Consider the following 25,499-nt stretch of genomic DNA (forward strand, 5'->3'; position numbering starts at 1 on the left):
GCGGCAAGGCAAAGCCTTTGTCCGTTCCTTTGGCGACTGCAAAGCAATGACGGCGGCAACCGGGGGGAACCATATTCGGCCCGTTTCTGGGTGTCTCTTTCTCGTTAATGGCTGTGCAATATACGGGGGCTGGCATTGCCTCCACATTGATGGCGCTTACGCCGATAATCATTCTGGCACCCGCTTGGTTTTTCTTTAAGCAGAAGGTTATTTTGAAGGAAATTATTGGAGCGATAATCAGTGTGTGCGGCGTATCGTTGTTCTTTGTCTGATCGCCGCATCACACTGTTTAGATGAGTTGCATGGTTTATTCAGATCATTCCCACGGAGTAAGCGTTACGTTGCGGAACTGTACTTCCTTTCCTTCGCTTTGCAGACCGATATAACCGCTCTTTTGGTTGCTTGTTCCTATATTCTTAAGTGCGCCGTTAACATAAACGGTAATTACACCATTCTTCACGAAGATGTTTACTTCGTTCCATTCTCCTGCAGGTTTTTCTGTGTCTTCCCCCGATTTCTTTACAACGGGAAACATCGGACGGGGCTCGCCGGGCTTGCCCTGATATTCGGCCAAATCGGCACCGTTAAGGGCAACAAAGTCGCCTGCATTGTCAAGCATCAGGTTGCATTCGATACCATTCGGGAAGGGATTTGTCGGATCGGTGATCAGTAAAAAAATGCCACTGTTTGCTTTTTCTTTACCGTTTGGCCAGCGGTATTCCAAATGCAATTTGTAGTCGCCATACTTTTCTTTCGTGTACATATAGCCGAAAGGCTGGCCGGTGATGTTTATTATGCCGTCTTTTACGGAATATACCTGATCGGCGGGAACAGAGTTTTTGTCTACTACAAAATTCCAGTTGGAAAGGTCTTTGCCGTTAAACAACTTGATAGTTTTCTGTGCAACAACTTCACTTCCAGAGCATAAAAGGGCAACAGCTATGGCTGCCAGAGAGATTAGTCTTTTCTTCATGGTATTAATATTATATAATTAGTCTGCAATGAGTTTACGATAACGCACACGTTTGGGCTCTACATCACCCAACTGTTTGCGTTTGTATTCTTCATAGTCGGAATATGTACCTTCGTAGAATACAACGTTCGAATCCCCTTCAAACGAAAGGATATGCGTACAGATGCGATCAAGGAACCAGCGGTCGTGTGAAACAACAACGGCACAACCGGCAAAGTTTTCCAATCCTTCTTCCAGTGCACGGAGCGTATTTACGTCTATATCGTTGGTAGGTTCGTCCAGCAATAATACGTTTGCTTCCGCTTTTAGGGTAAGAGCCAAATGTAGCCGGTTTCTCTCGCCGCCGGATAATACGCCACAAAGCTTTTCCTGGTCGGCTCCTGCAAAATTGAATTTGGAAAGATAAGCGCGAGAGTTGACTTCTTTGCCTCCGACGCGTATAAACTCTTGTCCTCCGGAAACAACCTGGTAAACGGTTTTCTTCGGGTCAATATCTTTGTGGGTCTGGTCTGCATAGCCAATCTGAACCGTTTCGCCCACTTCAAAAGAGCCTTTGTCAATGCTTTCCATTCCCATAATCATCTTGAATAATGTCGTTTTTCCAGCACCATTAGGGCCAATAACGCCAACAATTCCATTGGGAGGGAGCATAAAGTTCAGATTGTCGAATAACAATTTGTCGCCAAAGGCTTTTGCTACGTGTTGCGCTTCTATTACTTTATTACCGAGACGCGGTCCGTTCGGAATAAAGATTTCCAGTTTGGCTTCGCGTTCTTTCTGGTCTTCATTCAAAAGAGCCTCATACGAGTTCAAACGGGCTTTGCCTTTGGCCTGACGTGCTTTCGGAGCCATATTGATCCATTCCAGCTCACGTTCCAACGTTTTACGACGTTTGCTCACCTGTTTTTCTTCCTGAGCCATACGTTTTGTCTTTTGATCCAGCCATGACGAATAGTTGCCTTTCCACGGAATACCTTCTCCACGGTCTAATTCAAGAATCCATCCGGCCACATGATCCAGGAAGTATCGGTCGTGTGTGATGCAGATAACTGTGCCTGGATATTGTTGTAGATGCTGTTCCAGCCAGTCTATGGATTCGGCATCCAAATGATTGGTTGGTTCGTCCAGTAACAATACGTCGGGTTGTTGAAGCAATAAGCGGCATAAGGCAACTCGACGGCGTTCGCCTCCTGATAACGTGTCAACTACCTGATCTTCGGGTGGACAGCGAAGAGCGTCCATGGCACGTTCCAGACGGCTGTCCAGGTTCCAGGCATCCGTTGCATCTATCTTGTCCTGTAATTCAGCTTGACGGGTAATCAAAGCATCCATCTTGTCAGGATTTTCCAATACTTCGGGATCGCCAAATTTTTCGTTCACCTCTTCGTACTCTTTTAGTGTGTCAACAATATCCTGTACACCTTCCTGTACGATTTCCTTCACAGTCTTTCCCGATTGCAATTTCGGATCTTGTTCCAGATAGCCAATTGAATAACCAGGTGAGAAAATCACATCTCCCTGATACTCTTTTTCAATGCCGGCGATAATTTTCAACAGGGTAGATTTACCAGAACCATTTAAACCGATAATACCAATCTTAGCTCCATAAAAGAAAGAAAGATATATATCTTTTAGTACCTGTTTTTGAGGCGGGAACATCTTGCTTACGCCCACCATAGAGAAAATAATTTTCTTATCGTCTGCCATATTGTTAGATATATAATTATAAATAGTTTGTTTGTAGACAAAAGTACATGATTATTTTGGTATACTCTAAAACTTTTCCTGTATTCTAAAAAAAATCTCTCAAAATTTGTATAATTAAACTCTATACTTTATCTTTGCACCCGCATTACAGAAGTAACGCATTAGGATGATTCGCTAGCTCAGTAGGTAGAGCACATCCCTTTTAAGGATGGGGTCCTGGGTTCGAACCCCAGGCGGATCACACAAGGGTCACTTTTCAGTGGCCCTTTTTTCATGTCCGTAAGTGACTGATGTGCAAATGTTAGCAATTTTATAAAATCTTGGTTTAGAAAGATTTAGCACAAACCGCGTTTCCTGCCGATAGCCAAAGTTAGCATTTGTTAGTTCGGAATTAGCACATTATCTTTGGTACAGATTTCGTGAATGTACCACAAAAAAGTACCACAAATGTACCAGCTTTTCCAACAAATATCAGCCGTTGTCTCCTGCCCCAGTCTTGCCATAGCGACCGGAGTCTGTTTAGAGTGCCAACTCTCTGATATTTGCTATTTTGTGCTAAATGTTTCCAAAAGATTCGGGGCGTGCAACAGCCTCGTTGCCGGATGCGTTGGAATGGTATGTGGTACACGTGTGGTACATTTCCCGGAATTTGTGGTACACGCTTTTTCGTGTACCACATCACGAGAAATTTTAATGTATCATTCTTAAAATCTTTTACTTATGGCAGGAATACCACAGATCAAGATTGTTTTCGACCGCCGCAAGAAGGCATCGGCCGTCAACCCCGGCACCGTGGAGATCGAGGTGTCGTACAACCGTGAGCGCGTCCGTCTCTCCACCGGCGTGGCTGTACTCAAGCAGCAGTGGAACGGCAAGGAGGTGGTCAACCACCCTCAGGCTGACCATCTGAACGAGCAGATACGCCGTGTCTATGACGGTCTCCATGAGAAGATGTCGTCTATAGCCTCGACAAAGGGCGAATACGACCTGTCGCTTCTCAAAAAGGTCAAGAAAACGAAGTTGCAGGGTTCGTCGGCAAGTTTCCTCGACTGGCTGGAGGAACGTATCGACATGCGCCCGGTCACGGAGTCAACCCGCAAGCAGCACAAGGTGATGCTCAAATGCCTGCGCGACTTCGGGCTGATACGCTTCTTCAGCGACCTCACCCCAAAGAACATCAGACTATGGGACGATTTCATACGCAAGCGTGTGACAGCCCAGGCCTCGGTTCATGGCTATCACAAACGCCTCAAACCCTATATTGTGGAGGCGATACAGTTTGAGAAGCTGGAGTCCAACCCATATGACGGCATGAGGATTTCGCGTGGAAAATCGGAGGGCATAAAATTCCTTACCGAAGAGGAACGTGACCGTGTGGAAGCCCTCGAACTCTACGGCATGACCGAGAAAGTGCGCGATATGTTTATCTTCTCATGCTACACGGGGCTGGCGTACTCCGACCTTGTGAAGATCAAGAAGACGGATGTGTTCAGACAGGGCGAGGACTACTGCATACGCGACAAGCGTATGAAAACCGGTATGCCCTATACGATCGTGCTGTTGCCTAAGGCGATAGCCATACTGAAAAAGTACAACTACAACCTCAATCTGATGAGCAACCAGAAATGCAACGACCAGCTGAAGATAATCGCCAACCTTGCCAGTCTGCACATCAACCTGACAATGCACGTAGGCCGCCACACGTTTGCAACGTGGGCGTTGACAAAAGGCGTGGGCATCGAGACTGTGAGCAAGATGCTCGCCCATTCCAACGTGACAATGACCGAGAAATACGCCCATGTGCTTCAGACGAGTGTCATACAGGGCTTCGGTAAACTTAAATAATCTCTACATTAACATTGGTGCAGCCGTCACTTCTTCCGGGAGGTGGCGGCTTTCTCTTTTACAGACAGTTCGGAACGTAGCCGCTCTATCTCTTTGGCCTGTTCATCAATCCTCTTTTCCATACGTTCAAGCCTGTTATTCATCGGCCCCATGAAGGCTGTCATGTTCTTTATAATCTCCGCCATGTCAGCGAGGATATATGAAAAACGGTCCATCTGCGGAGGTTCCGGAACCGGCTCTTGCTGACGCGGCGCGGTTTCTTTTATCATGCGGCCCTCGCCGCTCCATATCCATTCAAAACTCAATGGCGGATAAACGCCGCACAGACTCTTGACGAAGCGTTCCGATACATTCGATTTGCCGGTTATCACCTGCGACACGACGCTGGGATTGTAACCCATTTTCTCCGCTATGGCACGGTTGGAGTTGAACAGCTTGTTGTCTTTAAGCCATTCCATCGCCTGTCTTACCCTTTCTCTTATGCTGTCCATAAACTCGTGTTTATATTTTCTAATAAATTTGATTAGGTATTTCCAATAATAACACTTCAAACAATCATTTAGTACAATTAGTTTGTTAGTGTTAATGCAACTACCTAATTTAGATTAATTATTTCTAATTGCAAAGATAATCATTTTTCTAAACATAGCTAATGGTTGCTAAAAGAAAAAATGTCAAACAGCTTATAAAACGGATACGACTATGAGTGAAGACAGACGCATAACAATGAGGCTCACAAGGATTGAGAACACCCTTGAAGAGATAAAGCGGAACATCACCGCACCTGTGCCTCCCGACAGAAAGATAACCGTGCGTGAGGCGGCGGAGATCATGCACTGTTCAGACCAGCGTGTACGCGACGCGATACATGACGGCTCCCTGAAAGCGGAGCGTAACGGGCGGCGTTTTTTCCTCTCTCTTTACGATGTGAGGGCGCGTGCCGGATACGCAACACTTGAAAAAAAACGGCAGACCTGATTCATTTAATCTTAAAGGACGAAATTATGACTACACAACAGATAAAGGAGATTGACTCCAAGTGTCTTAACGACTATCTCGCCACGCTACCCCATACTGACCACCGATTTTTCGTGACAGCGGTAGTAAGAGCCTGCGGAGAAGGCATCAAACGCAAGACATTCTATAACTGGAAAGCCGGATGCTGCTGCATACCCTCCTTCTGCAAGAAAGAGATAGAGAGGATTGCCGGATGTGTGGTGTTCCCGAAGGAACTCTATGTGACAGACCGCGATGTTGACACTCCAAGCGGAAAAGCCTGAGGCATACGCACAACTCCCATATATATGTACCCCAAGAATATAAACAGCCGAAATGAACCGTTCATGGATACCCGTAATGCACTATCTCCGCGACGTGGAATGGCTCTACTCCGAGAGCCGGATGGTACATCTCTGGCTGGAGATACTTTTCCGTGTGCAGAGAGCCAAAGGCACATATCCCATAAAAGGCACGACAATAGACATCCTGCCCGGTCAGTTCGTGGCCTCGACACGAAAACTGGCCGCCTCGATCGGAGCGGACAAAGATACAGTAGGAAGATACATGAGGATTTTTGAAGCGCAGAAGTGGATACGGCGACTTGAAATAGGCAACGCGACTTTATACACGGTGCTTGTCATGGATCAGATACCCGGCTTTTCAATCATGGCTCCACAGGATACAGCGGCTGTCGGGGCTTCTTCAGAAGCTCAATCCCCCACAAATGGGGACACTTCTTCCGACACTGTTGGGGACACCTTTGGGGACATATATTATATAGATAATAATATAAATAAAAATTCTCTCTCCCCCGCGCGTGAAGGAGAAGTTTTTGAAATTTTTTCAAAGGATACGGCTTCGCTCGACGAAATAGCCAGTGCCTTGCACTGCGAAAGGAAAATTCTTGAAAATATGCTTCCTGACTTTTTTCAGGAGTGCAGGATCAAGAAAAAGAATCATCAGACCGTGCAGGAGTGCAAGGATCATTTTTTCAACTGGGCCCGCGCCCGATTAGAACGAGAACGGAACAATGGCATACCCAAAGAAAATAAACCCGGCGGAAGCCGTCAGGGAAATCAGAGAGGCCGCAGAACGCCGATCAAACCGAACTGTGGACTTATCGAGGATTAGCGGATACAAGACGCTTTTCATGCAGTGTGCCGTTGCAGTCTGCCCCGGCTTCACAGTGAGGGAAGAAATGAAACCTGCCTACAACGACATCGTTCACTGGGCGGTGATGGACTATGACGGCAACCTTGACCCTGACAAGGGGCTGCTTATCTGGGGCGACATAGGTACGGGCAAATCCACCATGCTGAAAATCATCAGGGAGTTCTGCTCACTTGTGAGACCGCGTATCGACGGCAACCGATATTATTTCCGGATAGACAACGTGATTGATGTATGCGCTGCTTACGCCGATGAGTCAATATACGGAGGCTACCGTGGCATCAGGCAGTATATCGACAGTCCGAGGCAGGCGTTTGACGAACTTGGCAGCGAGACATTGCCGACAGGAAGGTACGGCAACTTCGAGAATGTTATGCAGTACATCTTCCAGTCACGCTACGACAACCGCTACCACCAGTTCACCCATGCCACCACCAACTTCACAATCGACCAGATACAGGAGGCCTATGGCGAGAGGATATATGACCGCTTCAAGGAGATGTTCAATTTCGTCGCCTTGCGAGGAAAGACATTCAGGATAAACACTCAAAAGAACATGGAAAAATGAAAGACAACGTACAAAACACACCCATAGATTGGGAACAGCGGAAATATGACCTTGCAGTCGCGCTGTATTATCACGACATACGGCTGTCGGATATAGTCACGCCGGAGAACCGTCTTGCACGGTGGCCCACGCATATCAGCATCTCCGCAGAGATGGCAGTGGAAGCCGCCGAAGTTTTCATAAACGAATACCGCCGGCAGGCGGTGATGGAAAGTGGGGAGAAAAGCCATGCGCCCTGATTTTCACAGGATAGTCCCCGACTTGCTATATTCGGTGATGGCGGCAAGAAAATTGCTCGGCATAAGCCATACAACGATTTACGAATACATGAGGCAATCGCCCCCGGTACTCCCATACCGCCGCTCGGAAAACGGCTGGCACAGGCTGATACTCGGAAGCGACATAATTTTTCTGCTCGACCACCCGCAGGTCAAGCGGGGAAGAAAACGGAAGAACCGATAAAACGGCACTGTCAGTTCCAGAGATACCACGGTGAAGGGCGCGGAGCGGAGAAGGCTTCGGAGAGGTCGATGGCGAGTAGCCATGCCTGGGTGCGTATGCCGTCCATGTCGGAGAGTGTCTGGGCATATCGGCTCTCTCCGGCACCCGAAACCCGGCACCACTGCCGCGCGAAGATGTCGGGTTGGAAAGCGTCGATGAACGATAGTATGTCGTCCACCAGCGAAGTCGGTTTGCTACCGGTCATGTCGGCTGAGAAGCAGAACGGCAGTCCGCTCTCGGTATTCCGCCGGAAATCGAAAGAGGTGATGTTTCCGTCTCTCACATTGGCGGTCACGCTCCAGCCGCATTGTGCGGCAACTTGGATTATGGTTTGTAAAATCATGTCAGTACACGTTTATGTCTGCCACGTCCGGCATGGAGGTGGCAGACCGAATTTTGAAAAGTAAGGCTCTATTCACCGCATGGGTCAAAGTCAAGTCCCTCAAAGGCTTCAAGCAGAGTGCCGACCATGGACTCCGCGTCCTCCATGTCGGCTACAATATCCGAGATATGGTATGGCGCACCGTTCTTGCCGTGTCCGTCATCGCCAATCCAGAGATATGCTTCCTCATCGGGGTCATAGTTCTCGTAATATTCTCTCACTGACTTTATCAAAGTATCGGGGTCGGCATATCTCATTTCAGCCGAGAAATTAAAATCCTGCCCTGCCTTTGTGTATTGCGAGAACTCAAACAGCCATAAATCAGTGTCGCGGTATTTTTCAGTATGGACGTGCCAGCCGTTAGCTTCGGCACATTCGGTTATCTTGTCGATTATATCTTGTATATCCATATTCTTACGGTGTAATGTCAGCCGTGGCACAACACCACGGCTGACGTGTTCGGTCAATCATAGAGGCGGTTCAAGAAGTCTTGAAGCCTCGGGTCGCTTATCTGCCCTATGGGGCATGGGGTGAAATACGGCATTTGTATCACTCGGATAATGCCGAAGCCTTGTTTGCGATAGTCAAGTTCGACATCGGCAAGTTCGTTGAGCGACACATAGCCGTATTCATCTTCGCCGAGCCCGACCACTATGCAGTAAAGGATTGTATCGTCCCCCTCTTTGCCTCCTTCAAGCACAAACCAACGGATATTTCCGATAGTGAATATCGCCACGCACACTGCGTCTCTCGCCTTGCCGTCCTGCGAGTACAGAGGATAGTCATTTATGGCTTCCTCAAATTTCGGTGTCAACAGTCTGTTCATAGTCAGTCAAATTCAATTTCATCTTCGTAAAGTTCAATCCTCGCGCCACTGCTTACCTCGATGATGAAGCGGTAGCCGTTCAGTCCTACGATTGTGCCACGGTGGTAGCCTCGCCACGGTGTCAGCAACTCGCACTGGCGTCCGTATTCGGGAAAATCGGTGTCGTTCATACGCTTTTATCCTTTAGTTCCTTATATTCGGGGTCATAGATTTCATCGCCGTTCATCAGCGTGTCGTACATCATCGCCGCTCTCCGGGCTGCCGTTTCGTTTCGCTCGTCATAATAGCCGGTGCGATAGTTGACAGCAAGCTGACGGATATATGCCACGCACACCTTGAAAGCCTGCGACTGCAAATAGCGGTGCATTGTGGCGAGTGCCTTTCCTGTGTTGATTGCGGATTGCATTTTGCCGTTGACAAAGTTGTCAAACGCCACGACAAATTCCTTGTCGTTCTTGGATATTGCTATTCCGTTATAATTTTCCATAGTGCATTTGTTTTAGATTGTTGCCTGATTGTAGATTGAGGGTTCGGATGTCACGTTGTAGATGTAGTTGCCACAACGCTTATGCAAAGATTCTCATAAAAGATGTTATGAGAAGCGATAAATTATGAGTAGTGGAACATGGAAATCATTGCAAACACCATCATTGGGTAAAATACTTCTCCGTTCCACTGCTCATAATATTTTTATTTCCCTAAAGACTGAAGCCACGAAAGAAGGTTCTTATCCTTGTCCCATATTCTCTCGGGTACTGGCGTTGTTCCTCTATATGCCTTTTCCAAAGCCTCTCTTTTAGCTTTGGAATCAGCTCTTGCATAGATTTCAGTAGTCTGGATTGAGACATGTCCGAGTATATCCCTGAGATAAACTATGTTTACCCCTTCTTGAAGCAAGTGCATGGCTCTTGAATGCCGAAAAGAATGTGGACTCACTCTTTCCGGTATTAGTCCGGGGTCTATCATTCGGGCGTGATTTGCATAAGTTTTCACGATAAAGCTTATACCTTCCCTTGTAAGTTTTCTTCCCTGACTGTTTCTGAAAAGGGGAACATCAAGAGGTGCTGTTGGATAATGGTTCTCTTTCAGGTACTCCTTCAAAAGTTCGACCTGCTGTTCTGAAAGCGGGACGATCCGGGCCTTACGGCCTTTCCCGACAATTTTTACAGTATAAGGTTTTGATTCTATTCTAAGGCTTCCGAGCGTCAAGTCAGCCATTTCTTGAACACGCGCACCTGTATCATACATCAGGGACAAAAGTGCCTGATGGCGCCGTCCCTGTCGGGTGGATGTTTCCGGTTGAGAAAGAAGAAGTTTGATTCCCTCTATCGTAAGATACTCGATAGCTTTTTTCTCCTGATTCAATTTCGGGATGGAGCATATGGTCTGCCATTTGTCAAGGGATTCCACCGCAGGGACTTGGAGGTATTTGCAGAAGGAACATATGGCTGCGAGCCTTTGGTTCCTTGTCTGGGGCGAGACGGACCGCTCCTCGATCAGCCATCTCAGGAAGCTTACGACATTCTCTTTTACAAGATGCTTAAGCTTCAATTTTTCCACCGGGATATGTTTCTTCTCGTCCATGTATCTGATGAAGTCAATGAAAGCTTTCCTGTAAGAAGCTACAGTATTTGGGCTTACATTGCGCTCGTGAGGGAGATACTGTGAGAAATACCGGGTTATGTGGAATGCGAAGTCTGTGGTTGTCTTCATAATCTGCTGGTTTTAGGGAAGACAAACTCATTTATAGAAGAGACACGGTCTTCTATATCCGGGAACATTGACAAGGTCAGCCTGACATAATATTCTGTTGAAGAAGGTTTCATATGTCCCAGACTTGATGAAAGGATGGGAAGGGCCGTATAGATGTCAATACCTTCATCCGACATTTTAGCAAGTGCATGAGTCGCGGATGTATGTCTGAGAGAGTGAACTGTTGGTCCTATTGACCTCCCCTGAAGCTCAATGCCAGCATCCTCGCAGCTTCGGTAAAAGAATCGGTAGACAATTTAGTAAAATTGTTTACCAATATGGGGCACGAAGTATTCATAAGAGATGTATCGGTTCTTGGCTTTCCCTCATATTACGTATTTATTCCCAACGTCTCGATATTTGGGAGAAAAACATATGAAGATGCTTCTAATACAATGACTCTATTAGATACGATTGAGCAAGATGCTATAGAAGACTTATTTTTCCCTACTTCTAAATTTATTGATGATAAGAGTATCATCCGTAAATTATTAAATGCTATTGCTCCTAACAGAGAGGATACTTTCAAAGATGTAATGATGCAGGAGGTTCTGAAGTTAAAATTTGATCCAAGTTTTTATTGGTCAAAAATACCCGTCAGTTTCTTTTTGACATTATTTTGCTTTGTGTTAGAAGAATATACGAATGCTAAAAAGTATTTGAAGTTATATATAGAAGAGACTGGCAATGAAGAAGATGACTATTATCTTAAGATATTGTCATACTTCAATCTCCTTGAAAAAGGAGATAACGAAAAAATACTGAATGAAATCCCTGATGAGATTTTACAAGATTTTTCAAGTACAAAAAATATTTTTTCAAATATAACGTTGCCAAATTGTCCAAATTGTGAAGATTGCTTGTTAAAGGATAATTGTCAAACAAGACCTAACTTTAACATAGCGTTGAAGTTAAACAATAAAATGGATAGAACACTTAACCAATCAAACCTTCGAGTTTTGTTTGAGAGCGAAATATAACCCTTATTAAAAAATAATATTCAAATGATTGATTTATCTATCATATGGAATCCGGATCCGGTTATTTTTAACTTAGGTTCCTATCCAGTAAGGTGGTATAGTTTCTTTTGGGTTGTGGCAATAGTCTGCGCTACTTTGGTAGTTAGTAGGATATTTAAGGAGAAGAACTATTCTGAAGAAGATTTTTCTCGACTATTTATTTATTCCTTTTTAGGAATATTTATAGGTGCGCGATTAGGACATTGTGTTTTCTATGATGCTTCTTATTACATAGAACATCCATTGGAAGCAATCTTGCCAATTAAATTTTATCCTGATAATAATTGGAAATTTGTGGGATATGCAGGTTTAGCAAGTCATGGAGGAACACTTGGATTACTATTTGCATTATACCTATTTTGCAAAAGGACCAAAATAAAATTCTTAAATATTTTGGATATAATCGCAGTCGCGGCTCCGTTAGCTGCTGGATTCATAAGAATTGCCAATTTTATGAATTCTGAAATAATAGGGACAGAGACAACTTTACCGTGGGGCACTGTTTTTGTTCAGGTTGATAATGTCGTTCGACATCCAGCTCAATTATATGAGGCCATCGCATATTTTTTCTTTTTTGTGCTAATTTGGACACTCTATCGTTATCATAAAAAAAATGCAGTTAAACCAGGATTTTATTTTGGATTATGCATATTTTTGATTTTTACATTCCGTTTTTTTATAGAATTTATTAAAGAACGCCAAGTCGAATTTGAAGCGGATATGACTTTTGACATGGGGCAAATATTAAGTGTGCCATTTATGTTGTTGGGATTTTATTTTCTCATAAGAGCTGGTAATTTAAAAAAAATATTTTAATATCAACCCTTTTAATTCATATTCAAAGAAGAGGCTGTCTAACATTGTTAGACAGCCTCTTCTTTCAAATTTGCATAAAAAGAAATAATATTGAATCATATACGGTATCTAATGTAGCTTTTCTACCAGTCTATTCACTATGTAATATAATTTGATTAAAATGTTATATCTGCATACAAGCTCTTGGATATCCAAATTTTATTTTTTTGTTTAATAATTACAACTTACCCCTCGGTAGTCCATCTCTTAGTTTTTGAATTGTAGTTTTTGTTTATAATATTCGATAAGCGGCTTTTGGACGGTGACGTGCAAAAGCCGCCCCGCGCCTCTCGGCATGGGGTGGCTTGCTCAAACATAGGGGCTTGTCGCTTTATGCAACAGCTTCTTCGCAGTACCTTTCTTCTTCTTCGGTCAAAATCGCTTCGGCTTCTTCTTCCGTTGGTTCGTATTGGATAGCCTCGGTCTCTGCCTCGGAAATGTCGGGAGTAGCTTCTTCCGTGGTAGGTTCAGCTTCCGGCATAGGTTCTTGTGGTGTGTCCTCGGCTTCCGGCTCGGTTGGTTCGGGTTCGGTATCTTTGGCGAGTAGAGCCTTGCGTTCCTCGATACGTTGGTGTCGCTTCTCATAAACATCGTTGTACTCGGCTTCGATGTTGGCGAGTTCTTCCGGCATATGCTTCTTGGCGAAAGAGAGCAGGAGGTCGGCAATAGCGTTATCACGATACGCACCCTTGAAATTGTCAATCAGAAAATCCCTGCGGATTATCGCCTTTGTCTTGGCGTTGAGATTGGCGAGGATTGACATTTTCTCGCTGTCGTTGAGTGCGCTGTGAGACTTGCGGTCGGTCAGTCCGACGGCTTCGTAATGCTCTTTGCGGAGCGATGAGAGCAGGAAGAAATATATCATTTTGTCCTCGTCCTGCGAGAACTTTGTCTCGGTGATGTCGGCTTCGAGGATTTTCTTCTTTGTGTCCTCGATTGTACGCTCCACGGCTATCTCCTTGTTGCGTTTGTCCTTTGCCTCCAACTTGGCGATTTCGGCTTTTGGATTATTGCCGTTCTCGCTCGGTTTGGCAGTTACAGCCATATATCCGAGCGACACATCATTGCGCCCGATTGTGATGTATAGGGAGATTTCTCCTGCCTCGGCTTTTGCCGTGATGTCGGCACACTTTTCCCTATGTGCTTCCACTCTGCCCTCGTATGCCTTTACAGCCTCGGCATATTCGTCCTCGGTGTCGAAGCGGTCGGATTGGGGTGCGATAGGTTCGCAGGGGTATGGTGTCAGATAGCCACTTAGTTTTTCAATGTCATAGCCCATTTCAGTGAGCAGTGCGTTTACCCTCTCGTTTAGGTCATATTCGGAGTGGCAGAAATTGGCGGTGGGGTGTTCGTTCAGCATTTCAACCGCCTTGTCGGTAAGATAGCCGATGTGTTTCTCACGGAGACAAGAGGGATTGGAACAGTTGCCCTCACAGCCGTCCTCGCAGAACAGCAGAAGATTTATGGTGTTGAAAGGGCATGAGGCACACGCCGATTTGTCGAAGCGGTAACGGCTGAGGTCGGTAGTGTAGTTTTGCTCTATGAGCCGTGCCACATTGGAGGCGTTCATTCCTCGCCAATTATTGTAGGTCACTCCGTCTTTGAGGTGGGAGTTGTAAACATCGGTCTGTATGTCAACTCCGTAACGGCTTATCTCGGTAGCCACCGCCACCGTGATTTCCTCGGTGTCAATCAGCCGTGCGATTTCGGGTATGAGGTTCGTGAGCTTTATTCGGGTGCGGATATAGGTCTCGCTCTTGCCTATTTGCGTGGCGAGTGTAGCATAGTCGTAGCGTCCGCTGTCGATTGCAGCCTTTAACGTCTCGGCTTCTTCCATGGGCGTGATGTCTTGGCGGTGCAGGTTCTCCGCAATAGCCTTTTCCTCAGCTTCATCATCGGAAAGGTCAGTATAGACGGTTGCCTTGATGTCCTCTTTCCCTGCTATGAGGGAGGCGCGGTATCTTCGCTCGCCATACACGATTTCGTAGCGGTCGGTGCCGGCGATTGGTCGCACACCTATCGCGTGGAGAATACCTTGACGGCTGATAGAGTCAGCGAGTTCGGTGAGGCTTTGCTCGTCGAAATTCTTACGGGGGTTGTAGTGGCTCGGCTGAATGAGAGCGAGGGAGATTGTGGCTTCCTGTACGTTGGCGGTGTTGGTCTGAATTGCTGTTGCTTCCATAATTTGAGAGTTTTTAGATGTTTGAGTTTTTTGTTTTTCCCTTTTGTTTGAAGCCTTGTGGCTTCTCGCGTCCGGGGGATTTTTTCGATACAATCAAGACGGAGGGCACAGGGAGCGCAAGGCAAGTGTGGCAAGTGAAAAAATACGGAATACCCGATTTGGCACAAATCGTGGAAGGCTGCCGGATTTTTTCATGCAGCCAAGCCGAAGGCGGTCGCTTGCCGGCACCACCGCCCGCCGTTACTTCGTAGCGAAAAACCAACGGACGCAGAAGCCGCAAGTAATCAAAGAATAAGAAAAGAATAAGTTGCATTAATGAATCCCTTGTGTTAATTTTGCAAAAAATACTCCTATGAAAGATGTTGAAATTGAAAGGACAGGAATTGTTATTATAGAATGGCTCAGACCAGAAGATCCCAAACTGGGACAAGAATTGTATAACGATATAAAATACAAAGAAACTGAAGACGGCAGTTATTTTGTAACATTGTATTCAGTATCGAATAAGGTTGAGTTTACAAATACCCTTCAGAAAATAATTGATTCTATAAAGGAGGGAACACTTCTTACATTACATATAGTTGCACATGGGTGTGAAGATGGCTTAGGTACAGATTTGGGTAATTTTGTGGATTGGAAAGAATTATTCTCGTACACGAGACAACTTAATATAATTCTGCAAAATACATTATTACTTGTTCTTTCGTCTTGTGTTGGAGGAGGGATACTCTCATACATTGAACCGGAAAAAAGAGCTCCTTATATGGCATTTATAGCCAACACACGATCAGTTTTAATTAAAGATGCACGAAATGGTTTTCCTCTGTTTTATAAAGATTATAGAACTCCGTTAGATTTTCATGAGGCTCTTTTAAGGCTAAATGGATCAATCGATTTTACAGAGGAGATTGAACCAGGTGTAAAAAAGACAGAATTTTTTATTATGTCTGCTTCACATACTTTTGACGAAGTGTTTAATCCTGATAGAGATATAAAGCATTTCAATTCTGTTGTAGATAAAATTATGCCCCCTAATCCTCTTATTCCTCAAGAGTTGAGGCTGGAAAAGGCACGAGAATTGTTTATTGCAGAAGGTAAACGATTAAAACCATATTTCATGTTCCAAAAGTGAAAATCCCCATGCTCACGCACAGGGAGTCCCGGTTTTTGACAGCAAAGAAATTGTCCTATCGAGGGCGGATTATTCAGCCTTGTTATTGGCGGCTTCCAGCGAGAGTTTGCGGAAGCGTTTGAGCAACGGCTCCAGTTCGAGGGAAGCACGACGAGCGCGGAGTCCGGCGGCCTTGTTGCCCTTGTCGAGCTGGGAGGCGGCGTCTTTCTGGAATGTAGATGTGAGTTTTTCGATCTGATCAAGTAGTTCTTTCATCGTTGTATTCAGTTTTGGGATTTATAAAAGAGGTATTTCAAAAGAGTTTACGACACATTGTGCGTCGCGGTCGAGGATAAACCAGTATTCCGAGCGGTAGGGAGAGCCGCTTTCCGACAGAGCCTCATACTCTATCTTCACTTTCCAGCCTGAGAATGGCTTGCGTGGAGCGTCAGGAGTCTCGAAGCCCACCATCGAGCGTAGGGCGGACATCGCCGACATCTGGCGGCCGACAAGCTCGGAAACGGCATTGTCCTCAAAATCGAGTTTCTGAAGCCCGTCTGTCCGGGACATGACCTGTTCGTTGACTTTCATCATCGACATGGCTATCGCCATTTTCTCGTCGTTGTTGATGTAGTTGCGGCCGAACACGCTGTCAGGCTTGCTGACCGCTATGACCTTTACCGACTCCGGATTATCCACCGAGGCCATCAGTGCTTTCTCCGCCACTGACTGCGCACGTTTCGACGGCTGGCCGAAATAGTGGAAGGCATAACCTATGCCGCCCCACATAGCCACACAACTTATGAGCAGTATGGCAAGTTTCATTCCCGGCTTCATACCTTTATGACCTTTAGTTTGTCGGGTGATAAGCCGAGTTTGCGGCGATAGACAGAGCCGTTCTCGCCGAACATCTCGACCTCGTGAGAGGTGACACCATCGGAGCATATCTCGCGCACTTCATCGAGCGTCATGAGGTGTCCGGCGATATTTCGCCATATCACGAAGTCGCAGGGGCTTCCCTCCTGCCGGTAATTTGAGCAGTTGAACGCCTTTGCGCCCACGCGGATCTCGCCGCCGCAACGGGGGCAGCGTGCCACCACCGACTCCATTGTGATAGAGCCGTCAGCTGCCATGACAAGCACGGTCGGAAAAGTCTTCCATTCCTTTGTGGCGAAGCCATCGAGCAGTAGGCTCCGCTTCTCCAGCAGTTCCGCGACCTCGGAGTCAGCCATCTTGCGGTTGCCGATAACCCCGTTGATGAAGAGTCCGCACTTGCCGTCCTCCCCGGTGTTGTTCTCACAGCGGTAGCCCTTGCAGGTCTTCACCACATTGCCGCCGCACACAGGGCAACGGCCGATAATCTTTGTTTCTGTATCCATGTAAAAAATGTTGTTGATAGTTCGTTTATCTGTATTTTATCGTGTTCCACTCCCACACAAGGGTCTCCGCGATAGCCTTTCCCGACATCACCGAGGCCCAGCCGTCGGGGTCGAGCGAGAACCACAGGTCGTTCCATGAGAGTGTGCGTATCTGCCACGCCAGCAGCCACAGGTCGGTGTTGATTGTCTCCAGACGTGTCACCACCTCGTTTGCCACATAGTACCGCTCGGCGGAGTTGAGAAGATTGACCTTATGCTTCTCCTTGTTACCGTCCGCACCAGTCACAGTGTAGCTCCCCGAAGTGACAAGCTGTTGCATGAAGGGATAGAGAGCCGCCATCTGCGCGGCCGCGTCAGTCAGCTCGTCGGACACCAGCACCGCTATGGCCGTGCCTTTAAGATGCCCCGGCACCGATTTACGCAATAGGTCGCAGTTCTTGGGTATCTCCGTAAGCACCAGTTCACCGGCACGCTTTATCTGATAGAGATTCTGCATGGCACCCTGGGCGTTGGAAAGATACTCAAGCATCTTGTTCTCCACGGAGTGAACGCGGTCGAGTGCTACTGTCACGGCAGCTTCAGCCGCGATGATCTTCTCCTGGGTTGACTTGCGCTTCTTGTGGATATTGTTGAGTTCCACAGTCTGCGCTATCACCGCCGCCGTGAGCGTCGGGTCGGTCTGTTGCGCCATCATGTCCGCTCCCGGAATGACAAGGAGGGATAGAGCGAGCAGGGCTGTTTTCGGTTTGATAGTCTTCATCGGTCAGTCATATTTTTAAGCCGGAGGCGCGTTGCTCGGCGAGGTTATCGTCACGGTCATGTTTGGTAGGGAGTATCTTGATTGATGAGCGTTTACCCAGCAGGCAGTCGTTCCAGTCCTTGAAGTCCTTAGGCGGCTGCCACTGCCCCATGCGGTAACGCACGGAGATATGAGGTTCAAACTGGGTGTAGGCGGAGCGGTCGGGCGACACCGGAAAACTCTTGCCTTTGGCCTCCACCATCAAGCCCTCCGGCGTCTTGGTGATTTTCAGCGGTATCTCCTCGACAAGAGCCATGAGGCGGAGTCCGTTGATGCGTCCGGCAAGGTCGTTGTCGAAGCAGTCGTAGGCACGTGCGTTTGGAAAACGCTCCATCACACCCAGTACCTGACGGTCGGAGAACGTGCCGCCGAGGGAGACAAGGGCGATGTCCTCGCCTAACCGGGGCCGGTTCAGCTGGAAAAAAGCCATAGCGTCAAAGGCGGATTCACAGAAGAACACATGACGCACGAGGCCGTTGTTGCCGTGCGACAGGTCGGCCACCCACGCCGCCGTGGAGGAATTGGTGCCGGCGGCCTTTGACTTGTAGCCGCTCACGCCGCGAATCTCATATCCCACAGTCTTGTCACTCCCGGCTTCCGTGTAGGGGAAGCCTATGTTGTAGCCGTTGAAATTCTCGTTGCGCCTGTCAGACACAAGGGAAATGAACGGGGCGAGAGCCTTGACCGTATCTGCCGACAGTCCGCGCTGTGCGAACAGCCGGGGGATATTGGCCGCGTCCAGCTCCTTGACACGGTAGCGCGAAGGGTCGAACACCTGAGGCGCGGATGCCGAGCGTACATAATCCCTGTCGCGGTCATAATCCGGCTCCGGCATATTGGCGAACTGCGCCATCACTTTCGCTATCTTCTGCCATTCGGTAAGCCCGATGACATTGAACGATGAAAGGTTCTCGCGTATGAACGATACCACGTCACCTTTTGAGCCGTCTCGCCGGAAGAAAGTCTGCGAAGCCTTGTCGCGGCGGTTGCTGACGATGATTGTGTCGCGCTTGTCGCGTCCCTCGCCCAGCACAAGCTCGATGTACCGTCCCACACCTGCCTTGCGGTCGAGGCGGTAGCCGAGTGAATAGGCGACATCATCAATACCCACACGCGATTTAAGTTCCTTGAACTTGACCTTATAATCAGCCGGTGCCATAGCTTCAGACGATTGAGAGTGATTTGGAGGCGCGGCGGTCGATGCCTGCTATCTCCGATTCATAATTCTTGCGTATCGCGCTTCCGAGGAATATATTTTTCTCGCGTTGGTTGGTGAGCTGGAAATACATTCTCGCGGTTGAACGCTCGATAGGCTTCATGCCGAGATCGACACCGTTGTATGAGGCACGCAGGGCAAAGTCGCCGGAGCGGGTCTTGATGATGGCAGCGTTACTGAACGGGCATATCTCGTCCTCCAAAGGTGCCATCAGAGGGTCGTTCTTTGCCAGATAAGGCTGTTCACCGAGCGATATGCGCTGTGCGTCCACCCGGTCAAGTATCATTTCCGAAGCCTTGTTGACATCGGCCATCACCGACACGATGAACTTCGGCTCCTGTCGGAGCGCGCCTATCCATGAATCGAGGTAGGCCGCCGAGTTGTCGGTGACTCTGGAGTCGAAGCCCATAGAGTGGCTTATCATGGCCGCTGTAAGCTCGGCCACCAGTTCCTCTTTCGCATATTTCGGGTCGCCGAACTTCGCGCCCGCCTCTCGGTTGAGCCTTTCGGGTGTCATGGTGGAGTGCGTCATTTCGTGTAGCATTGTCGAGTAGAACTCCATGCCGTCGCGGTATATGTCCTCCGGAGTCGCGCCTTTGTTGAACTGCTGCTTCATGGGAAGCACGACAATATCACGCGAGGGGGAATAGTACGCGCCTTTCTCCTTGCGGTCGGCCTGTATGGGGCAGAGCCATGTCTGCTCGGCAACCATTCGGTCGAGTGCGCCGTGGGCGTACATACCCTGAGTGTCGCGCATTTCAGGCACCTTGAAGCGGTCGAGTAATTTCTGCACCCTCTCAGGCTGTGCCTCACGGAAATTGGTCTGGTCGATGTTGTAAACCGGGAACGCCTTGACAAATGGTATCACGTCAAGATTTTTCCGCTCATCACGGCTCATGGCGCGGTACTCATCGGAGGATATTCTCTTTCCGTCCTTGTCTCGTACCATCATGTCCCAGTATATCACCGGAAAGGCTTTCTCTCCTTTGAGGACATGGGCCTTGAAGTTGTGTGCCTGCTTGAACGTGAGGAACACGGGTAGCTCGTAGCCTTGCGCCGCAGTGTGCAACTGGAGAAAGAAGGAGTTTGAGCCGGAGTAGTTGCGCCCCATGATGTTCTGGGGCAACCCGGCGGAGGAGGTTCCGCCAATCCAGCCCTTCTCCCAGTCCGAGCCCTTCATCTGCTCCATACGCTCGATCATCATCTGGGCGAAGCGGTCGAGAGCCTGCTGGCCTGAACTGTTGGACGCACCGTTAGTTCCAGATGCCATAATCCTCGTCGTCTATCAGCTGACGTTCCAGCATGTCGATCTCGGTCTCATCGTAATAGAACTCGGCGGATTCCTCCGAGGGTTCGATGCCGTGAAGCTCGCACCATTCGAGATAAGACTCCGCATTGTCGCTTTCGAGCATGAAGCGGAGGAAGCCGATGTTGCCTTCCTGAAGGAGCTGCACAAGCTCGTCATATTCTAATTTTGCCATAGTGGTATTCTTTTAAGTGTTGTTGGGAAACGGTTTTACATTTTCATGGAGGCTGATTTCTCCATAGAGAGCGGAGCGGCGAGTTTTGTGCCTATTTCATCGTTAAGGTATTTTGCGGCTATCTGCTCACGTGTGGCGGTCTTGGTCTTGAAGAGCGAATAGCCGTCATCGAAGGAGATTTCCTGACGGGAAGAGCGTCCGCGTCCTTCGCCGAGGTCAACCGACACTTTCCACTTGTTGTCCTCCTTATCCTTTGCGACACGGATACCCTTAGGGTCGATGCCCTCCGGGAGCCTGAACTGCTCGTAGTGGGATTGCAGGTGCAGACGGTCGCCGAAGTTGCGCTCCACAAGCTGTCCGGGAGTTGCCACACGGTCAAAGTATGCGTTCAGGTCCTCGCGTGAGGCGGTTGTTGACATCTTCTTGTCTCCCACCTGTGCGTAGAACTTATATTTGCCGTAGTCGGCGCGGGTCTCGTCGGTCTCCTTATAGACATTGAACTTGTCGATAGTCAGGTTGCCCTCGGGACCGGGCAGCACATTCGCCACCTGATAGGAGACATCGGGTACCCTCGGCATGAGTTTGGTGGGATAGTAGCGTTCCATGAGCTGCGGCACTGTGAGTTCCTTCTGCTGATAGGCGGCGAGGTCAGCCGGATCCATCTTCTGCGGCTTCAACTGTTCGCCGTTGATCTTGGCGGTGAAATACCAGTCCTCCGGGTTGGTCTTGCTCTGGTAGGCGTGGCCGTGTGTCACCTTGTCACCGTTGACCGTCACCATCTGAGGCTCACGAGGCTTGCGCTCGGCGGCTTCGCCCTGGGTGGCGGATTGTGATTCTGATTTCTTCTCTTTCGGGGTCGTTTCATCGACCGCGCTCTTTGTGGTCTTTACTGGCTCCTCCTGGGGAGTCTTCTCTTTCTTTTTTCTTGGCATATCGGTATTATCTATGGGGTTATGTGCTTCTTGTTTGTTATTCAGTTTTGTTTCATACACATCTATTTCATCGTTGATAATTATATGTTTACCGCTCTTGACAAGCATGAACAGATAATCTTCCATAAGCTCAGGAGCAAAATGGTTAGTATCAAGGTTCAGTATTTTCTTGCCGACCTCAATATCTTGCCCGAACAGTTCATAGCCTTTTTCTGTATCGAATAGTATGATAGAATCGGGATGTATTGCTTTCAATCTGTTGTACTCGGTTGACATCCGTTCCATCTTTGTCTTTTGTGAGATCATTCAATCATCTCTTTAGTCCGGATTTCCGTTCCTCTTTCTGCGTGGGGTCGAGGCTGATGGCACGTTCCTTAGAATCATTCTCGACAACTTTCTGATATTCCCAGCGGTTCTTGTCGGTCATTACCAGTCCGAGATATTCTGGGTGCTGCTCGTCATAGCGGAGTTTCTGCTGTCGCTCCCATTCCTTGAGGTCGCCTTTTACGACCTTGAAGCCCTGAGGCTCTTTGAGGTCTATGCCGACCGATACCTTTTCGCCGCCTACCGACAGTTCCACCGGCTTGCCCTCGCGTGCCTGCTGTTTCTGCTGGGAGCCAAGCTCGATGTCGTTGACCTTTTCCATGTCCTTCAGCTTCTGCTCAATCTGCACCTCGGTTATGCGGCGGTGGATGATTGACTTCGTTTCCGGGTCGAGCTGGAGATACTGCTGAGTCTTCTCGCCGTTGATGTCGATGGCTTTCTGCAACACGTCGCCACGGCGCAGTGCGTCAAGTTCCTGTTGCGACAGGCGAAGCTCGTTGTTTCTGTCAACCGACAGTTCACGCTGCACGGGATATGCGATCAGCGTGGGGTTGCAGTCCTTGTCGGCGGCGAGCTGAAGTTTTAGGGGTAATGAGATAACCATGCCATTCCCGGTGTCGATAGACACCTGCAAAAGAGGCGTGACCTCCCCCTGCATCAGTTTTTGCTTCACGTCCTGCGGAAGCATATCAGCTTTCTCCCTGTCGATACCCAAAAGGGCGAGTTTTTCATAAGGGAGCGTGTCCTGCTGATTTTTGTTCGGAATTTCCATGTCAATGAATTAGAGGTTATAAATTTGCGGCGTAACCGCTTGTCGGCCTCAAAATTATCCCCACATGATTGCTAAATTTGAAATTCCGAACATTTTTGTTGCGATGGCCTGTGCAGTTTTCTGTTCACAGTATGCCGCCGCCCAGTTTTACACCGTCACAAAAGATTCTCCCGTGACGGTTGAAATGCACAAGAGAGAAGTTTATAACACTGACAATAAGAGTGATAGCATACTACCTCAAATATCATCAATCCCGGAGACGGTTATTGGCGTAAAAAATATGCCACAAACGCTATCTGCAAGCACTGTCACCACATCAAAGTCACACTTCAGGCAGGTACCGGTCAGTTCCGGACTCCCGGATCTGACCATTCCAAATCTGATTGCCGAGATTGAAAAGAACGGCATAAAATATCCGAAGATAGTATTGGCACAGGCGATACTTGAAACAGGCTGGTTCAAATCCCCGGTCTGCCGCAACAAGCACAACCTTTTCGGGCTTACCAATCCACGCACAGGCAAATACTATGAGTTCAACCACTGGACCGAAAGTGTCCGGGCATATTATTCAAAAGTACAATACCGATATAAGGGAGGGAATTATCTACTGTGGCTGAAAAAGATTGGCTATGCCGAAGATCCGGGCTATATCCGCGCAGTGATAAGTGTATTGAAAATGCTATAATGTGCTAAAAGCGTTGACCCTCAATAAAAATATAGCAAGGCTCGATTAAATTTTGTAATTTTGTAGTTCAATCGACCGAACAATATGCCCAGACGGAAAATACCATATACAAAAAGAGCCACTACGCTCGATGAACAATTAGGAAAACTTAGACGACATGGAGTCATCATATCCGATGAATCTAAGGCTAAAGAATACCTTGCCGATATTGGTTATTACCGGCTTGGCTTCTATTTATATCCTTTTGAACAAACTTATCCGCACCTCGATCATCGACGCCAGCACTTGGTAAATCCCGGAACAAGGATTGAGGACGTTGTGGCGTTGTACTATTTCGATATGGATTTGAGGAATATCCTGAACAAATATTTGTCAAGGATTGAGGTCGCTATCCGAACAACCATCATCTATGAACTTTCCAATAAATATAATTCAAACCCTACCTGGTTCGTCGATCCGAATGTTGTATCAAGTGATTTTATAAGGAAGTTCCCGAATGAGGCATATCGGTCAATAAAGAATAAATTACCAATACAACGGCATCATGCCAAGTACCTCGGACAATATGCCCCGGCATGGAAGACTATGGAATTTATGACATTCGGTAATTTGGAAGTTCTTTATGACAGTCTGATTTGGGATAGAGATAAAAGTCTTATCAGTTCTCACTTCAGAGAATTTGCTATCGAAACATTCAAAAGTTATCTGACCGCAATTCGAGAAGTCCGCAATGCCTGTGCGCACGGCAATGTGGTATTTGGAATGACACTATCCAAAGGTATCAGAGCCGGCCAAGCCTGTCCGTCTTTTAGTGCGAATGAGCAACAGTCGTTCAAAGGGGCGTTGCGTGTTGTTGACTATATGCTGAGACAAGTATCAGTTAACAGAGCAAATGATATGTGGAATGAGTTGTGGTCTGCTACCTCGCGCCTTTATAAAAAGACACCAACCATTCGTACTGTAATAGAATCCCAAACAGGTATAATACCACAAAAAAACAGATGTTTTCTGCACCTATTAAGGTCATTACTCAAAAAGATTGTTAAATTTGTGAGGAAAAAACGCTGACGATTTGTTGTATTGGAAAAGTATTACTACCTTTGCGATACGAAAGTGTATTTGGATGGCCCCGATGCTGCCAACTGCACTATAAACAAGATTAAATCGAGTCTGGCTCCACGGGTCAGGCTCGTAACTTTTTTTGCACGTTCAATAATCAAGAGCTAACTTTGCTCTCTCAAAAGTGCCGATATTGATTTTAGGCTCAGTACCCGCACTATAAAAGGATTAAGAGGTCAAGCATCTGCTTGGCCTCGCCTTTTAATCTAAATTTTTCAATCGGAATATTATTTGGCTCTCAGCAACTCCAAATACTTGCGGTAAAGGATATGCTGTGTGTTGCCGGGACGATCCGGGAACATTCTTGTTGGGGCTTCCTCCAAAGGCACCCATGAAACGCCGTCAACCTCTGACGATGTAGAGAAGTCTGCTTTCTTGACAATGCCGATATAGGCGTGCATCAACTGCTCTCGCTTGTCAAACCAGTGGGTGCCCTCATATATCAGATTCTCTACCGTCAGTCCAAGTTCTTCCTTGACTTCGCGTGTTGCAGCTTCCTCGGCATTTTCGCCCGGTGTGATATAACCTGCGACAAATGTCTCATACTGGTCGGAGATATACGACTGCTTGAGAAGTGCTATCTCATGCAGCTCGTTAACGACCATGACAATCACGCAACTTGAAAACGAATCGAACCAATACCGCTTGCAGTTATCACAGTACGGCACAAGCCCATCATCACCGGCTTGCCGTCCGTTGAGTTTTGCGCCACATTCGGGACAATACTTATACTTCATATCTCAATCCCAGTCATTAAGATTGGCGATTATAAGGTCGATGTCACTTTCATCGAAAACCTCCGGCTGTCTCTTGTGGCAATGACATTCGTCCTCACAATGACAGCTACAATCGGGTGTCAGTTCTTCAACCGTGCTTTCGCCATATTGGTTTTCCTGTTCCAT

Annotated in this window: 34 protein-coding genes and 1 tRNA gene; 13 read left to right on the forward strand and 22 right to left on the reverse strand. The window is 47.5% G+C overall.

From position 1 onward, the window contains the following. The first annotated feature begins 71 nt into the window (after positions 1–71). Positions 72–272, forward strand: a complete 201-nt coding sequence (locus tag C4S38_RS16030) for a DMT family transporter (protein WP_262497701.1) — start codon at positions 72–74, stop codon at positions 270–272. Positions 273–316: 44 nt separating this feature from the next. Here the strand turns inward: C4S38_RS16030 and C4S38_RS06800 are convergent, their stop codons facing one another. Further along, on the reverse strand, positions 317–973 hold the full coding sequence (locus tag C4S38_RS06800) for a 3-keto-disaccharide hydrolase (protein WP_103983092.1): 657 nt from the start codon (positions 971–973) through the stop codon (positions 317–319). An 18-nt stretch (positions 974–991) separates the two neighbouring features. Continuing rightward, positions 992–2,680 (reverse strand): energy-dependent translational throttle protein EttA, encoded by a 1,689-nt coding sequence (ettA, locus tag C4S38_RS06805; protein ID WP_103983093.1) that lies wholly within the window; start codon positions 2,678–2,680, stop codon positions 992–994. 168 nt (positions 2,681–2,848) lie between these two features. Here ettA and C4S38_RS06810 point away from each other — a divergent pair. Continuing rightward, positions 2,849–2,921 (forward strand) — tRNA-Lys (locus C4S38_RS06810). A gap of 479 nt (positions 2,922–3,400) precedes the next feature. Further along, entirely contained in the window at positions 3,401–4,525 is a 1,125-nt protein-coding gene (locus C4S38_RS06815) for a site-specific integrase (RefSeq protein WP_103983094.1), read from the forward strand. A 26-nt stretch (positions 4,526–4,551) separates the two neighbouring features. Here the strand turns inward: C4S38_RS06815 and C4S38_RS06820 are convergent, their stop codons facing one another. Further along, entirely contained in the window at positions 4,552–5,016 is a 465-nt protein-coding gene (locus tag C4S38_RS06820) for a hypothetical protein (RefSeq protein WP_103983095.1), read from the reverse strand. Between the two features lie 211 nt (positions 5,017–5,227). Between C4S38_RS06820 and C4S38_RS06825 the strand changes: the two genes are divergently transcribed. Genes C4S38_RS06825 through C4S38_RS06845 form a run of 5 tightly spaced genes read left to right on the forward strand, consistent with a single transcriptional unit; the run spans position 5,228 to position 7,501 of the window. Next, positions 5,228–5,503 carry an excisionase family DNA-binding protein gene (locus tag C4S38_RS06825; protein ID WP_103983096.1) on the forward strand — a complete coding sequence of 92 codons (276 nt, stop codon included), beginning with the start codon at positions 5,228–5,230 and terminating at the stop codon, positions 5,501–5,503. A gap of 26 nt (positions 5,504–5,529) precedes the next feature. Beyond that, on the forward strand, positions 5,530–5,805 hold the full coding sequence (locus C4S38_RS06830; RefSeq protein ID WP_016278657.1) for a hypothetical protein: 276 nt from the start codon (positions 5,530–5,532) through the stop codon (positions 5,803–5,805). Positions 5,806–5,857: 52 nt separating this feature from the next. Next, entirely contained in the window at positions 5,858–6,655 is a 798-nt protein-coding gene (locus C4S38_RS06835; RefSeq protein WP_146059455.1) for a DUF7833 domain-containing protein, read from the forward strand. A gap of 19 nt (positions 6,656–6,674) precedes the next feature. Further along, positions 6,675–7,262 (forward strand): P-loop NTPase family protein, encoded by a 588-nt coding sequence (locus C4S38_RS06840; protein ID WP_103983098.1) that lies wholly within the window; start codon positions 6,675–6,677, stop codon positions 7,260–7,262. Then, a complete protein-coding gene (locus C4S38_RS06845) occupies positions 7,259–7,501 on the forward strand; it encodes a hypothetical protein (RefSeq protein WP_103983099.1) in 243 nt (80 codons plus the stop codon). The genes C4S38_RS06840 and C4S38_RS06845 overlap by 4 nt, the downstream gene beginning before the upstream one ends. A gap of 233 nt (positions 7,502–7,734) precedes the next feature. Here C4S38_RS06845 and C4S38_RS06850 read toward each other — a convergent pair whose 3' ends face one another. From C4S38_RS06850 to C4S38_RS06875, 6 genes are all read right to left on the reverse strand, one after another. Next, a complete protein-coding gene (locus C4S38_RS06850) occupies positions 7,735–8,106 on the reverse strand; it encodes a hypothetical protein (RefSeq protein ID WP_103983100.1) in 372 nt (123 codons plus the stop codon). Positions 8,107–8,174: 68 nt separating this feature from the next. Then, positions 8,175–8,555 carry a hypothetical protein gene (locus tag C4S38_RS06855; RefSeq protein WP_103983101.1) on the reverse strand — a complete coding sequence of 127 codons (381 nt, stop codon included), beginning with the start codon at positions 8,553–8,555 and terminating at the stop codon, positions 8,175–8,177. Positions 8,556–8,608: 53 nt separating this feature from the next. Further along, positions 8,609–8,971 carry a DUF2958 domain-containing protein gene (locus C4S38_RS06860; RefSeq protein ID WP_103983102.1) on the reverse strand — a complete coding sequence of 121 codons (363 nt, stop codon included), beginning with the start codon at positions 8,969–8,971 and terminating at the stop codon, positions 8,609–8,611. A gap of 2 nt (positions 8,972–8,973) precedes the next feature. Further along, entirely contained in the window at positions 8,974–9,141 is a 168-nt protein-coding gene (locus C4S38_RS06865; protein WP_016278663.1) for a hypothetical protein, read from the reverse strand. After that, a complete protein-coding gene (locus C4S38_RS06870) occupies positions 9,138–9,458 on the reverse strand; it encodes a sulfide:quinone reductase (protein WP_103983103.1) in 321 nt (106 codons plus the stop codon). Before C4S38_RS06870 ends, C4S38_RS06865 begins: the two co-directional genes overlap by 4 nt. Positions 9,459–9,661: 203 nt before the next feature. Further along, the gene (locus C4S38_RS06875) at positions 9,662–10,684 is read right to left on the reverse strand and encodes a site-specific integrase (RefSeq protein ID WP_073312724.1); all 1,023 of its coding nucleotides are present in this window, start codon (positions 10,682–10,684) and stop codon (positions 9,662–9,664) included. 317 nt (positions 10,685–11,001) lie between these two features. Between C4S38_RS06875 and C4S38_RS06885 the strand changes: the two genes are divergently transcribed. Beyond that, complete coding sequence (locus C4S38_RS06885) at positions 11,002–11,703, forward strand: hypothetical protein (protein ID WP_103983105.1); 702 nt, start codon at positions 11,002–11,004, stop codon at positions 11,701–11,703. 18 nt (positions 11,704–11,721) lie between these two features. Continuing rightward, on the forward strand, positions 11,722–12,558 hold the full coding sequence (gene lgt / locus C4S38_RS06890; RefSeq protein WP_103983106.1) for a prolipoprotein diacylglyceryl transferase: 837 nt from the start codon (positions 11,722–11,724) through the stop codon (positions 12,556–12,558). Between the two features lie 370 nt (positions 12,559–12,928). Here the strand turns inward: lgt and C4S38_RS06895 are convergent, their stop codons facing one another. Both C4S38_RS06895 and C4S38_RS06900 read right to left on the reverse strand, forming a co-directional pair. Beyond that, positions 12,929–14,779, reverse strand: a complete 1,851-nt coding sequence (locus C4S38_RS06895) for a ParB/RepB/Spo0J family partition protein (protein WP_103983107.1) — start codon at positions 14,777–14,779, stop codon at positions 12,929–12,931. 13 nt (positions 14,780–14,792) lie between these two features. Further along, entirely contained in the window at positions 14,793–15,092 is a 300-nt protein-coding gene (locus C4S38_RS06900) for a hypothetical protein (RefSeq protein WP_103983108.1), read from the reverse strand. Positions 15,093–15,131: 39 nt separating this feature from the next. Here C4S38_RS06900 and C4S38_RS06905 point away from each other — a divergent pair, with 39 nt between their 5' ends. After that, positions 15,132–15,911, forward strand: a complete 780-nt coding sequence (locus C4S38_RS06905; protein ID WP_103983109.1) for a hypothetical protein — start codon at positions 15,132–15,134, stop codon at positions 15,909–15,911. Between the two features lie 69 nt (positions 15,912–15,980). Here the strand turns inward: C4S38_RS06905 and C4S38_RS06910 are convergent, their stop codons facing one another. Genes C4S38_RS06910 through C4S38_RS06950 form a run of 9 tightly spaced genes read right to left on the reverse strand, consistent with a single transcriptional unit; the run spans position 15,981 to position 22,793 of the window. Then, the gene (locus C4S38_RS06910; RefSeq protein WP_103983110.1) at positions 15,981–16,166 is read right to left on the reverse strand and encodes a histone H1; all 186 of its coding nucleotides are present in this window, start codon (positions 16,164–16,166) and stop codon (positions 15,981–15,983) included. Between the two features lie 21 nt (positions 16,167–16,187). After that, positions 16,188–16,727, reverse strand: a complete 540-nt coding sequence (locus tag C4S38_RS06915) for a hypothetical protein (RefSeq protein ID WP_103983111.1) — start codon at positions 16,725–16,727, stop codon at positions 16,188–16,190. Beyond that, positions 16,724–17,269: a topoisomerase C-terminal repeat-containing protein gene (locus C4S38_RS06920; RefSeq protein ID WP_103983112.1), complete on the reverse strand. Its 546-nt coding sequence runs from the start codon at positions 17,267–17,269 to the stop codon at positions 16,724–16,726. The genes C4S38_RS06915 and C4S38_RS06920 overlap by 4 nt, the downstream gene beginning before the upstream one ends. A 25-nt stretch (positions 17,270–17,294) precedes the next feature. Further along, positions 17,295–18,029: a hypothetical protein gene (locus C4S38_RS06925; RefSeq protein WP_103983113.1), complete on the reverse strand. Its 735-nt coding sequence runs from the start codon at positions 18,027–18,029 to the stop codon at positions 17,295–17,297. Between the two features lie 7 nt (positions 18,030–18,036). Further along, positions 18,037–19,227 (reverse strand): toprim domain-containing protein, encoded by a 1,191-nt coding sequence (locus C4S38_RS06930; protein WP_103983114.1) that lies wholly within the window; start codon positions 19,225–19,227, stop codon positions 18,037–18,039. 4 nt (positions 19,228–19,231) lie between these two features. Continuing rightward, entirely contained in the window at positions 19,232–20,554 is a 1,323-nt protein-coding gene (locus tag C4S38_RS06935) for an ArdC family protein (protein ID WP_103983115.1), read from the reverse strand. After that, entirely contained in the window at positions 20,538–20,765 is a 228-nt protein-coding gene (locus tag C4S38_RS06940; protein WP_103983116.1) for a hypothetical protein, read from the reverse strand. The genes C4S38_RS06935 and C4S38_RS06940 overlap by 17 nt, the downstream gene beginning before the upstream one ends. Positions 20,766–20,800: 35 nt before the next feature. After that, complete coding sequence (locus C4S38_RS06945) at positions 20,801–22,003, reverse strand: MutS N-terminal domain-containing protein (protein WP_103983117.1); 1,203 nt, start codon at positions 22,001–22,003, stop codon at positions 20,801–20,803. 4 nt (positions 22,004–22,007) lie between these two features. Continuing rightward, complete coding sequence (locus C4S38_RS06950; RefSeq protein ID WP_103983118.1) at positions 22,008–22,793, reverse strand: DUF4099 domain-containing protein; 786 nt, start codon at positions 22,791–22,793, stop codon at positions 22,008–22,010. Between the two features lie 64 nt (positions 22,794–22,857). On the opposite strand from C4S38_RS06950, the gene C4S38_RS06955 reads away from it, so the two are divergent. Together C4S38_RS06955 and C4S38_RS06960 are read left to right on the forward strand one after the other, a co-directional pair. After that, the gene (locus C4S38_RS06955) at positions 22,858–23,478 is read left to right on the forward strand and encodes a glucosaminidase domain-containing protein (RefSeq protein ID WP_103983119.1); all 621 of its coding nucleotides are present in this window, start codon (positions 22,858–22,860) and stop codon (positions 23,476–23,478) included. Positions 23,479–23,562: 84 nt separating this feature from the next. Continuing rightward, complete coding sequence (locus C4S38_RS06960) at positions 23,563–24,546, forward strand: Abi family protein (RefSeq protein ID WP_103983120.1); 984 nt, start codon at positions 23,563–23,565, stop codon at positions 24,544–24,546. A 278-nt stretch (positions 24,547–24,824) separates the two neighbouring features. On the opposite strand, the gene C4S38_RS06965 is transcribed toward C4S38_RS06960, so the two are convergent. Both C4S38_RS06965 and C4S38_RS15805 read right to left on the reverse strand, forming a co-directional pair. After that, positions 24,825–25,202, reverse strand: coding sequence for an NAD(+) diphosphatase (locus C4S38_RS06965; RefSeq protein ID WP_234999312.1), 378 nt, complete (start codon positions 25,200–25,202; stop codon positions 24,825–24,827). A 135-nt stretch (positions 25,203–25,337) separates the two neighbouring features. After that, positions 25,338–25,499 (reverse strand): hypothetical protein, encoded by a 162-nt coding sequence (locus tag C4S38_RS15805; protein WP_160034656.1) that lies wholly within the window; start codon positions 25,497–25,499, stop codon positions 25,338–25,340.

It is taken from the genome of Parabacteroides chinchillae (assembly GCF_900108035.1).
Taxonomy (GTDB): Bacteria; Bacteroidota; Bacteroidia; order Bacteroidales; family Tannerellaceae; genus Parabacteroides; species Parabacteroides chinchillae.

Excerpts from the sequence above, each read along its gene's own strand:
- C4S38_RS15805 (WP_160034656.1), bottom strand. The coding sequence starts at position 25,499 with ATGGAACAGGAAAACCAATATGGCGAAAGCACGGTTGAAGAACTGACA.
- C4S38_RS06935 (WP_103983115.1), bottom strand. The coding sequence starts at position 20,554 with ATGGCATCTGGAACTAACGGTGCGTCCAACAGTTCAGGCCAGCAGGCT.
- C4S38_RS06925 (WP_103983113.1), bottom strand. The coding sequence starts at position 18,029 with ATGAAGACTATCAAACCGAAAACAGCCCTGCTCGCTCTATCCCTCCTT.
- C4S38_RS06920 (WP_103983112.1), bottom strand. The coding sequence starts at position 17,269 with ATGGATACAGAAACAAAGATTATCGGCCGTTGCCCTGTGTGCGGCGGC.
- C4S38_RS06960 (WP_103983120.1), top strand. The coding sequence starts at position 23,563 with ATGCCCAGACGGAAAATACCATATACAAAAAGAGCCACTACGCTCGAT.
- C4S38_RS06955 (WP_103983119.1), top strand. The coding sequence starts at position 22,858 with ATGATTGCTAAATTTGAAATTCCGAACATTTTTGTTGCGATGGCCTGT.
- C4S38_RS06860 (WP_103983102.1), bottom strand. The coding sequence starts at position 8,971 with ATGAACAGACTGTTGACACCGAAATTTGAGGAAGCCATAAATGACTAT.
- C4S38_RS06850 (WP_103983100.1), bottom strand. The coding sequence starts at position 8,106 with ATGATTTTACAAACCATAATCCAAGTTGCCGCACAATGCGGCTGGAGC.
- C4S38_RS06900 (WP_103983108.1), bottom strand. The coding sequence starts at position 15,092 with ATGCAACTTATTCTTTTCTTATTCTTTGATTACTTGCGGCTTCTGCGT.
- C4S38_RS06930 (WP_103983114.1), bottom strand. The coding sequence starts at position 19,227 with ATGGCACCGGCTGATTATAAGGTCAAGTTCAAGGAACTTAAATCGCGT.
- C4S38_RS06840 (WP_103983098.1), top strand. The coding sequence starts at position 6,675 with ATGCAGTGTGCCGTTGCAGTCTGCCCCGGCTTCACAGTGAGGGAAGAA.
- C4S38_RS06885 (WP_103983105.1), top strand. The coding sequence starts at position 11,002 with ATGGGGCACGAAGTATTCATAAGAGATGTATCGGTTCTTGGCTTTCCC.
- C4S38_RS06845 (WP_103983099.1), top strand. The coding sequence starts at position 7,259 with ATGAAAGACAACGTACAAAACACACCCATAGATTGGGAACAGCGGAAA.
- C4S38_RS06820 (WP_103983095.1), bottom strand. The coding sequence starts at position 5,016 with ATGGACAGCATAAGAGAAAGGGTAAGACAGGCGATGGAATGGCTTAAA.
- C4S38_RS06800 (WP_103983092.1), bottom strand. The coding sequence starts at position 973 with ATGAAGAAAAGACTAATCTCTCTGGCAGCCATAGCTGTTGCCCTTTTA.
- C4S38_RS06865 (WP_016278663.1), bottom strand. The coding sequence starts at position 9,141 with ATGAACGACACCGATTTTCCCGAATACGGACGCCAGTGCGAGTTGCTG.
- C4S38_RS06870 (WP_103983103.1), bottom strand. The coding sequence starts at position 9,458 with ATGGAAAATTATAACGGAATAGCAATATCCAAGAACGACAAGGAATTT.
- C4S38_RS06895 (WP_103983107.1), bottom strand. The coding sequence starts at position 14,779 with ATGGAAGCAACAGCAATTCAGACCAACACCGCCAACGTACAGGAAGCC.
- C4S38_RS06940 (WP_103983116.1), bottom strand. The coding sequence starts at position 20,765 with ATGGCAAAATTAGAATATGACGAGCTTGTGCAGCTCCTTCAGGAAGGC.
- C4S38_RS06855 (WP_103983101.1), bottom strand. The coding sequence starts at position 8,555 with ATGGATATACAAGATATAATCGACAAGATAACCGAATGTGCCGAAGCT.
- C4S38_RS06905 (WP_103983109.1), top strand. The coding sequence starts at position 15,132 with ATGAAAGATGTTGAAATTGAAAGGACAGGAATTGTTATTATAGAATGG.
- C4S38_RS06815 (WP_103983094.1), top strand. The coding sequence starts at position 3,401 with ATGGCAGGAATACCACAGATCAAGATTGTTTTCGACCGCCGCAAGAAG.
- C4S38_RS06965 (WP_234999312.1), bottom strand. The coding sequence starts at position 25,202 with ATGGTCGTTAACGAGCTGCATGAGATAGCACTTCTCAAGCAGTCGTAT.
- C4S38_RS06950 (WP_103983118.1), bottom strand. The coding sequence starts at position 22,793 with ATGGAAATTCCGAACAAAAATCAGCAGGACACGCTCCCTTATGAAAAA.
- C4S38_RS06945 (WP_103983117.1), bottom strand. The coding sequence starts at position 22,003 with ATGATCTCACAAAAGACAAAGATGGAACGGATGTCAACCGAGTACAAC.
- C4S38_RS06910 (WP_103983110.1), bottom strand. The coding sequence starts at position 16,166 with ATGAAAGAACTACTTGATCAGATCGAAAAACTCACATCTACATTCCAG.
- C4S38_RS06825 (WP_103983096.1), top strand. The coding sequence starts at position 5,228 with ATGAGTGAAGACAGACGCATAACAATGAGGCTCACAAGGATTGAGAAC.
- C4S38_RS06830 (WP_016278657.1), top strand. The coding sequence starts at position 5,530 with ATGACTACACAACAGATAAAGGAGATTGACTCCAAGTGTCTTAACGAC.
- C4S38_RS06835 (WP_146059455.1), top strand. The coding sequence starts at position 5,858 with ATGAACCGTTCATGGATACCCGTAATGCACTATCTCCGCGACGTGGAA.
- C4S38_RS06915 (WP_103983111.1), bottom strand. The coding sequence starts at position 16,727 with ATGAAGCCGGGAATGAAACTTGCCATACTGCTCATAAGTTGTGTGGCT.
- C4S38_RS06875 (WP_073312724.1), bottom strand. The coding sequence starts at position 10,684 with ATGAAGACAACCACAGACTTCGCATTCCACATAACCCGGTATTTCTCA.
- ettA (WP_103983093.1), bottom strand. The coding sequence starts at position 2,680 with ATGGCAGACGATAAGAAAATTATTTTCTCTATGGTGGGCGTAAGCAAG.